Genomic DNA, 1,040 nt, shown 5'->3' with positions numbered 1-1,040 from the left:
ATCAAGTACTTGTTACAGTTTAATAATCTACCCAAAAAATAAAATGAATTAGAGCTTGTGTTCATCGGTAAAGTATGCGGATTTTCGAGCATAATTTTTATGCTGACAAGGAAAATATCCGCAGGAATACTGTCGTATTGCAAGGATATTTGACGAAGTTCAGCAGGAAAATTTGCCGAAAAGACATGTGCTGAACCGATGAACACAAGCTCTTACAATTTCCTGCCCCAATCGGCATACCGTACAATCCCTCACGCATACACTGCCTTGAGGTGATTCGATGTTTTTGCAGTTGTTTCAACATTTTTTCTGTTTTTTTCTCCATGTGGGAGAGGCGGGTTCGTTCCGGAAGCCCCTGAAAAAAGAGGAGGAGCAGGCTTGCTTTGAGGCGATGGCGGCCGGTGACCGCAGTGCACGGGAAAAGCTGATCCTGCACAATATGCGGTTGGTGGCACATATCATCAAAAAGTACGGCATGCCCCAGCCGGAGCAGGAGGAACTGATTTCGATCGGCACCATTGGGCTGGTGAAAGCGGTGGACTCTTTCGACTGCTCCAAAGGGGCAAGGTTCGCCACCTATGCCAGCCGATGTATTGAAAATGAAATTCTGATGAACTTCCGTGCCAAGAAAAAGCATGCCGATCAGATCTATATGGGGGAGCCGATCGAAACCGACGGTGACGGCAACCAGCTGACACTGATGGATATCATTGACGACGGCACCGACCTGCCAGAAATGGTGGATACGCTGATGCAGTCGAAGCAGCTGTACCAGTACTTGCAGCAGTTCCTCACCCCGCGGGAAACGGAAATTCTAGTGCAGCGGTACGGGCTGTATGGCTGTGCTCCTATGACACAGCGGGAAGTGGCGAAAAAGCTGGGAATTTCGCGGTCGTACATTTCACGGCTGGAAAAACACGCCATTGAAAAGCTGCGGAAAGCGTATCAGTGTTCGTAAAATTCCAGAGAAAATGCCTGCAAAGACCATTCTTCGCAGGCGTTTTTGTTTCGGCAATACCGCACAAAGATTGTGCGACAGA

The 1,040-nt window shown here is 48.4% G+C and carries 2 protein-coding genes; one reads left to right on the top strand and one right to left on the bottom strand.

The window, feature by feature from the left end; all coding sequences use genetic code 11:
• Positions 1–206, bottom strand: a 206-nt coding sequence (locus RUMCAL_RS16345; RefSeq protein WP_207636465.1) for a hypothetical protein, incomplete at its 3' end; no start/stop codon positions are given.
• Positions 207–280: 74 nt separating this feature from the next.
• On the opposite strand from RUMCAL_RS16345, the gene sigK reads away from it, so the two are divergent.
• Complete coding sequence (gene sigK / locus RUMCAL_RS13865) at positions 281–958, top strand: RNA polymerase sporulation sigma factor SigK (RefSeq protein WP_021683656.1); 678 nt, start codon at positions 281–283, stop codon at positions 956–958.
• Positions 959–1,040 lie beyond the last annotated feature (82 nt).

It is taken from the genome of Ruminococcus callidus ATCC 27760 (assembly GCF_000468015.1).
GTDB lineage: Bacteria > Bacillota > Clostridia > Oscillospirales > Ruminococcaceae > Ruminococcus_C > Ruminococcus_C callidus.
Note: the sequence above shows the minus strand (reverse complement) of the source record. Positions and strands in the feature narration are given on the sequence as shown.